Consider the following 6775-nt stretch of genomic DNA (forward strand, 5'->3'; position numbering starts at 1 on the left):
TTACCTCCTGATCTGACCGTTTCCGGTGATAACATACTGATAGGTCGTCAGCTCGTTCAGGCCGATCGGCCCGCGCGCGTGGAGCTTCTGCGTCGAGATGCCCATCTCGCAGCCGAGGCCGAATTCGCCGCCGTCCGTGAAGCGCGTCGAGGCGTTGACATAGACGGCCGCGCTGTCCACTCCCGCCGTGAAGCGGGCGGCGCTTTCCTCACTTTGCGTGACGATGGCCTCGCTGTGGTGCGTGGAATGCTGCGCGATGTGGCGGATGGCGCCCTCCACGTCGTCCACGATGCCGACGGCCAGCACATAGTCCAAAAATTCCGTGTCGAACTCCGGGTCCGGCGCGATGCCCAGGATGGCTGCGGCTTCTTCGTCGCAGCGCAGGCGGACGGGGTGCTTTGCCCCGGGGCCGCACAGGCGCTTTTGCAGCATGGGCAGGAACCTCGGAGCGGCTGCGCGGTGGACGAGCAGGACCTCGGCCGCATTGCAGACGGACGGGCGGCTCGTTTTTGCGTTTTCCATGATATCGAGCGCCATATCAAGATCGGCGCTCTCGTCGACATAGACATGGCAGATGCCCGTGCCGGTCTGGATGCACGGCACGGTCGCGTGCTCGACGCACGCGCGGATAAGGCCTGCCCCGCCGCGCGGGATGAGCAGGTCAACATAGCCCGTGGCCGTCATGAGAGCGGCGGCCCCTGCGTGTGACGTGTCCTCCACAAGGTTCACGAGATCCGGCGTCAGACCGGTCCGCTCCAGCCCGCGGCGCAGCGCTGCCGTGATGGCGGCGGAGGAGCGGTAGGCCTCGCGCCCGGAGCGCAGCACGCAGACGTTGCCGGACTTCAGCGCGAGCGCGGCGGCGTCCGACGTGACGTTCGGGCGGCTCTCATAGATGATGGCAATGACGCCCATCGGCACGCTGCGCTTGCAGATGCGAAGGCCGTCCGGGCGGACGAATTCGTCCAGCGTCCGGCCGACCGGGTCCGGCAGGGCAGCAACGGCCTCGATGCCGGCCGCCATGCCCTCGAGCCGTGCCTCGTTCAGCGCGAGGCGGTCGAGCATGACGTCCGAGACTTTGCCGCGCGAGGCCTCGAGATCGGCGGCGTTCTCCGCCAGAATGGCAGGGGCCTCTGCGCGCAGCTCCTGCGCCATGGCGGCAAGGGCGCGGTTTTTCGCCTCGGTGTCGCGCAGGGCCGGGCAGGCCGCCGCGGCCTTCGCGCGCTTCAGAATGACCTCTGTCGGGGTGAATTCCATTATGCCTCCGCCTCCCGTGCCAGAAATTTTGTGCCGACGGGCTTGCCGTCCATCAGATCGTAGAGCGCAGCGGGCTGCGCGCCGTTGGCAATGACCATGGGCACACCGGCCTCCGTAGCAATGTGCGCGGCATGGAGCTTCGTCTGCATGCCGCCCGTGCCGAATTTGCTGCCCGCGCCGCAGGCCAGCCGCTCGATCTCCGGCGTGAGCCTCTCGACGACGGGGATGAGCTTCGCTGCGGGATCGCTGTGCGGGTCGGCCGTGAACAGACCGTCGATGTCCGAAAACAGGATGAGGAGGTCTGCCCGGATCGTCCGGGCGACGATGGCGGCCAGCGTGTCGTTGTCGCCAATGCCCAGCTCCTGCGTGGCGACGGTGTCGTTTTCGTTGATGATCGGCAGCGTGCGCAGCTGCAGCAGCCGCGCAAGCGTGTTGTGGAAGTTTTTCGCGCGCTCCGGCGTCTCGATGTCGTCCGCCGTGATGAGCAGCTGCGCCACGACGTGGTGGTACTGCGAGTAGAGCTTATCATAAATGTACATCAGCTCGCACTGGCCGACGGCCGCAGCCGCCTGCTTGCCGGGAATATCCTTCGGCCGCTCGGCCAGCGACAGCTTGCCGACACCCATGGCGACGGCACCGGACGATACCAGCACCAGCTCATGTCCTGCATTTTTAAGATCGCTGCAGACCTTGCACAGCTCCTCCACGCGGCGAATGTTCAGATTCCCCGTCGGGTGCGTGAGCGTGGACGTCCCCAGCTTGAGTACAATTCGCATGGTTCAAGGCTCCTAACTTTTTTGCTTTAGCTTGTTAACACCTGCGTATCATAGCACGCTGAGGCCGGAATTGCAAGCGCTGCCGGATTTTTTGATGAGCAGCCGCAAAAGACCGCTTCACAGCCTCTGTGTTTCACGTGAAACACAGATCACCGCATGAAACCATACTATTATAAATAGTACACTTGCAGAACCCGGCAGCATTGTGGGAAAGCAATCGGCGAAATCGCAGCTGCCTGCCCGAGATTGCACCCCAAGGGCACTTCCTCGCGCTTCGCGCTCAGGGCGCCGCGTCGGCCTGCGGCCTCCACGCAAAGACAAGCCTGCCACCCTGCATCTCCACTCTCCACCCCACTACGTTTCACACTTTTCACCACATTCCTCTTTCCAAATGTTTCACGTGAAACAGGAATTTTTTACAGAACGCTCCTGCACGGTTGCAATCTTCCCCTGCATGTGCTAGAATAGCACCGTATCGACAACCAAAGGAGGTGGCAGCTTGGCGCAGATCATCGCGATCGTCAATCAGAAGGGCGGCGTGGGAAAAACGACCACTGCCGTAAACCTGACGGCGGCGCTGGCCGCGACCGGCGCGCGGGTGCTGCTGTGTGACTTCGATCCGCAGGCCAACGCGACCTCCGGCCTCGGCGTGGACAAGCGCAAGGCCCCCTACGCATCCTACGACCTCATTCTCGACGGCGTCAGCGCCGAGAAGGCCGTCATCCACACGGACTACGGCGACGTCATCCCGTCCGGCGCGGAGCTGGCCGGTGCGACCGTCGAGCTCATCGGCGTGGACAAGCGCGAATACCAGCTGAAAAACGCGCTCGAGCCGCTGCGCGCGGCCTATGACTACATCTTCATCGACTGCCCGCCCTCGCTGGAGCTGCTGACGCTCAACGCCCTCTGCGCGGCGGACAGCGTGCTCATCCCAGTACAGTGCGAGTATTATGCCCTCGAGGGCCTGTCCGATCTGATGGGCACGCTCCGGGCAATCAAGCGGCGGCTGAACCCGAAAATTTCCGTATTCGGCGTGCTGCTGACCATGTACGACGGGAGAACAAACTTCTCCAACCAGGTGGCGCAGGAGGTGCGGCGGCACTTCCCCGGCAAGGTCTATGCCAACGCCATTCCCCGCAATGTCCGTCTCGCCGAGGCCCCGAGCCACGGCCTGCCGGTCATTGCCTATGACCGAAGCTCCCGCGGCGCGGCAGCCTATCTTGCCGTCGCCGAGGAAATTCGCAGAAAGGACGGAAGCTTATGAGTGCAAAGCAGCGTGGGCTGGGCCGCGGGCTCGGCGCGCTGATCGGCGATTTTCAGGAAGAACCCGAGAGCGGCGCGGTGACGAAGCTGCCCCTGCAGAAGGTGGAGCCGAATCCGGATCAGCCCCGCCGCACGTTTGACGAGGAGGAGCTGCAGGCTCTGGCGGATTCCATCGCCGCCCACGGCGTCCTGCAGCCGCTGGCCGTCCGCGCAAGCGGCGGCGGCTTTTATCAGATCATCGCGGGCGAGCGGCGCTGGCGCGCAGCCCGGATGGCGGGCCTGAGCGAAGTGCCCGTCGTTGTGCTCGAGGCCGACGACCGTACCGTTATGGAGCTGGCCCTTGTGGAGAACCTGCAGCGGCAGGACCTCAACCCCATGGAGGAGGCCGAGGGCTATCAGCGCCTGATGAAGGAATACGGCCTGACGCAGGAGGAGGCTGCCGCGCGCGTCGGCAAGTCTCGCCCGGCCGTGGCCAACGCCCTGCGCCTGCTGCTCCTGCCGGAGGAGGTCCGTTCCCTCGTGGAGGACGGCACGATCTCGGCCGGGCACGCCCGCGCGATCCTGTCGCTCCCGGCGGCCCGCCTGCAGAAGGCGGCCGCGCAGAAGATCGTCGCCCTGCGCCTGTCCGTGCGGCAGGCCGAGGCCATGTGCAAGCGGATGCTGCAGGAGGAGGAAAAGCCGGAGCCGAAGCCCGCTCCCCTGACGGTCGACTATGTCGCCGAGTGCGAAAAATCCCTCACGCGCCGCCTCGACCGCAAGGTCCGCATCGTCAACGGAAAGCGCAAGGGACGCTTTGAACTGGAATTTTATGGGCAGGAGGACCTGCAGCGCCTGTATGACGCCCTCCTCGCTCTCGGAAAAACGGAGGAAAAGCCCGAATGCCTGAACTGAAGCAGCCGCAGGAAGCGGCAGAAACAACAACGGAGCAGCCGCTGACCACAAAGAAAAAGCGCGCCATGCTCGAATACATGGCCATCATGTTTGCGGCGGCCTTCCTGCTCGTGGCGATCTCCCTGCTCATCAAGGTCATTGACATGAAGGGCGAGATGGAGGCGGCCAACACGGGCGCGCGCGAGAACATCGCGCTGCTGCAGAAGGATCTGGACGCCGCCCGCGCCGAGTCCGCAGAGCTGCAGACCAAGCTCGACGAGGCCAACACCGCGTCCTCCGAGGCAGCGGACAAGCTCTCGGACGCCGAGACCCGCCTGAGCGAGGCCGAAAAGGCCCGCGAGACGCTCGAGAAAACGCTCGAGAGCGCGCAGAAGGAAAACGACACGCTCTCCCGCCGCGCGCAGGCCAATGAGCTGCTCGTCTCGGCGCAGGCCGCGCTGGAGCAGGGCGATTATGCCGCCCTCCGCAGCCATCTCGAGGCGCTCGGGGCCTATGCCGACGCCCTGAAGGACGACGGCGCCGCGCTCTATGAGACCCTGCGATCCTATATCGACTGATTTAGAAAAGCTTTGATTAAAAACTTAGGGAAGCTCTGATTCAATCAGCAAGAGCGGATGGCGAGAGATTTTTTGGCAAGGCGAGGTATGGAAAGTGCAGTTGTACTTTGTGTACTACAAACTTTCCAAACCGATGGATTGACGAAAAAGATCCGGCATCCGCCGCAGATGATTGATTCAGAGCTTCCGTAGAACTGATTTATTGAGGTGACTGAATAATGCTGGATATCAAACGAATCAAGGACGATCCCGAGGCGGTCAAGGCCGGTCTGCGGGCCAAGGAGGTCGACTGCGACGCTGCCGTCGACCGCATTCTGGAGCTGGACGCTCAGCGCCGCGCCCTCATTCTCTCAACGGAGACGGATAAGGCCGAGCAGAACCGCGTCTCCAAGGAGATCCCGAAGCGCAAGAAGGCGGGCGAGGACGTCGTGCCGATCTTCGCGCGCATGGCCGAGCTGAAGGCCCAGATCGCCCAGAACGACCAGAAGCTGACGGACGTCGAGGCGGAGTACCGCACGCTGATGCTGTCCCTGCCGAACCTGCCGGACCCCGATCTCAAGCCGGGCGGCAAGGAGAACAATGAGCCGCTGCGCTACTACGGCGAGCCGCACCACTTCGACTTCGAGCCGAAGCACCATGTGGACCTGTGCACGGATCTCGGCCTCATCGACTATGAGCGCGGCACGCGTCTGGCGGGCTCCGGCTTCTGGATCTACCGCGGCATGGGCGCGCGCCTCGAGTGGGCCCTGCTCAACTACTTCATCGACGAGCACCTGAAGGACGGCTACGAGATGGTCGGCCTGCCCCTGATGCTCGAGTACCAGTGCGGCGAGACCGCGGGACAGTTCCCGAAGTTCGCCGACGAGGTCTATAAGATCGAGAATCCGACGGACGACCGCATGCACTTCATGCTCCCGACGGCCGAGACGGCCCTTGCCTCCCTGCACCGCGGCGAGATTCTCGCCGAAAGCGACCTGCCGCACAAGCTGTTCGCCTACACGCCGTGCTTCCGCCGCGAGGCAGGCTCCCACCGCGCCGACGAGCGCGGGATGGTCCGCGGCCACCAGTTCAACAAGATCGAGATGTTCCAGTACACCCTGCCCGAGAAGTCCGACGAGGCCTTCGAGGAGTTGGTCGGCAAGGCCGAGCGCCTGGTCAAGGGCCTGGGCTTCCACTTCCGCACCGTCAAGCTCGCCGCGGGCGACTGCTCGGCCTCCATGGCGCGGACGTATGACATTGAAATTCAGATCCCGTCCATGAACGGCTACAAGGAGGTCTCCTCCGTTTCGAACGCGCGCGACTATCAGGCGCGCCGCGGCAACATCCGCTTCCGCCGCGAGGCCACGGGCAAGACGGAATTCGTCCACACCCTCAACGGCTCCGGTCTGGCCACGTCCCGCATCTTCCCCGCCATGGTCGAGCAGAACCAGCGTGCCGACGGCTCCGTCGTTGTGCCGGAGGTCCTGCGCAAGTACCTCGGCGGTCTGGAAGTACTCGAAAAGAAGAACTTCTGAGAAGGAGAGAGGATACTATGGGGAAGAAAAAGAGCAGATTTCTGAAGGAATTTAAGGAATTCGCCATGAAGGGCAATATGCTCGACCTTGCAGTCGGCGTCATCGTCGGCGGTGCATTCAAGACGGTCGTCGATGCCCTGACGAACAGCGTCATCATGCCGGTCGTGTCCATGTTCCTCGGCGGCCTCAGCTTTGAGGAGTGGAAGATCCGTCTGCCGCAGTTCTTCGGCGAAAAGCTGGACGAAAACGGAGAGGTCATCGTAAACTACCTGCGTTTCGGCGACTTCCTGTCCGCGTTCATCAACTTCGTCATCATGGCTTTTGTCGTGTTCCTGATCGTCAAGACCGTCAATCGCCTGCGTGAGGCCGGGGAAAAGCACCGCAAGAAGGAGGCAGAGGCCCCTGCCGCGCCTCCCGAGCCGACGAAGGAGGAGCAGCTGCTCACGGAGATCCGCGACCTGCTCAAAAAGTGAGCCGAAGGGAGCGCCCGATATGAAGCGAATCTGCATCCTCTGCCTGC

7 protein-coding genes are annotated in these 6775 nt (G+C 63.4%); 5 read left to right on the plus strand and 2 right to left on the minus strand.

All coding sequences use genetic code 11. From position 1 onward, the window contains the following. Both ACMKFF_RS03390 and proB read right to left on the minus strand, forming a co-directional pair. Positions 1-1254: a glutamate-5-semialdehyde dehydrogenase gene (locus ACMKFF_RS03390; protein WP_419496039.1), complete on the minus strand. Its 1254-nt coding sequence runs from the start codon at positions 1252-1254 to the stop codon at positions 1-3. After that, a complete protein-coding gene (gene proB / locus ACMKFF_RS03395) occupies positions 1254-2030 on the minus strand; it encodes a glutamate 5-kinase (RefSeq protein WP_419496040.1) in 777 nt (258 codons plus the stop codon). The genes ACMKFF_RS03390 and proB overlap by 1 nt, the downstream gene beginning before the upstream one ends. A gap of 499 nt (positions 2031-2529) precedes the next feature. Here proB and ACMKFF_RS03400 point away from each other — a divergent pair, with 499 nt between their 5' ends. The 5 genes from ACMKFF_RS03400 to mscL all read left to right on the plus strand — a co-directional run bounded on the left by ACMKFF_RS03400 (position 2530) and on the right by mscL (position 6728). After that, entirely contained in the window at positions 2530-3294 is a 765-nt protein-coding gene (locus tag ACMKFF_RS03400) for a ParA family protein (protein ID WP_349134627.1), read from the plus strand. Next, on the plus strand, positions 3291-4184 hold the full coding sequence (locus ACMKFF_RS03405) for a ParB/RepB/Spo0J family partition protein (RefSeq protein WP_419496041.1): 894 nt from the start codon (positions 3291-3293) through the stop codon (positions 4182-4184). Before ACMKFF_RS03400 ends, ACMKFF_RS03405 begins: the two co-directional genes overlap by 4 nt. Next, positions 4172-4741 carry a hypothetical protein gene (locus tag ACMKFF_RS03410; RefSeq protein ID WP_419496042.1) on the plus strand — a complete coding sequence of 190 codons (570 nt, stop codon included), beginning with the start codon at positions 4172-4174 and terminating at the stop codon, positions 4739-4741. Before ACMKFF_RS03405 ends, ACMKFF_RS03410 begins: the two co-directional genes overlap by 13 nt. A 218-nt stretch (positions 4742-4959) precedes the next feature. Then, complete coding sequence (gene serS, locus ACMKFF_RS03415) at positions 4960-6255, plus strand: serine--tRNA ligase (protein ID WP_419496043.1); 1296 nt, start codon at positions 4960-4962, stop codon at positions 6253-6255. A 17-nt stretch (positions 6256-6272) separates the two neighbouring features. After that, positions 6273-6728, plus strand: coding sequence for a large-conductance mechanosensitive channel protein MscL (gene mscL, locus ACMKFF_RS03420; RefSeq protein WP_419496044.1), 456 nt, complete (start codon positions 6273-6275; stop codon positions 6726-6728). Positions 6729-6775: the final 47 nt, after the last annotated feature.

Origin of the sequence: Faecousia sp. (assembly GCF_048519415.1) — a bacterium.
GTDB lineage: Bacteria > Bacillota > Clostridia > Oscillospirales > Oscillospiraceae > JAZOXB01.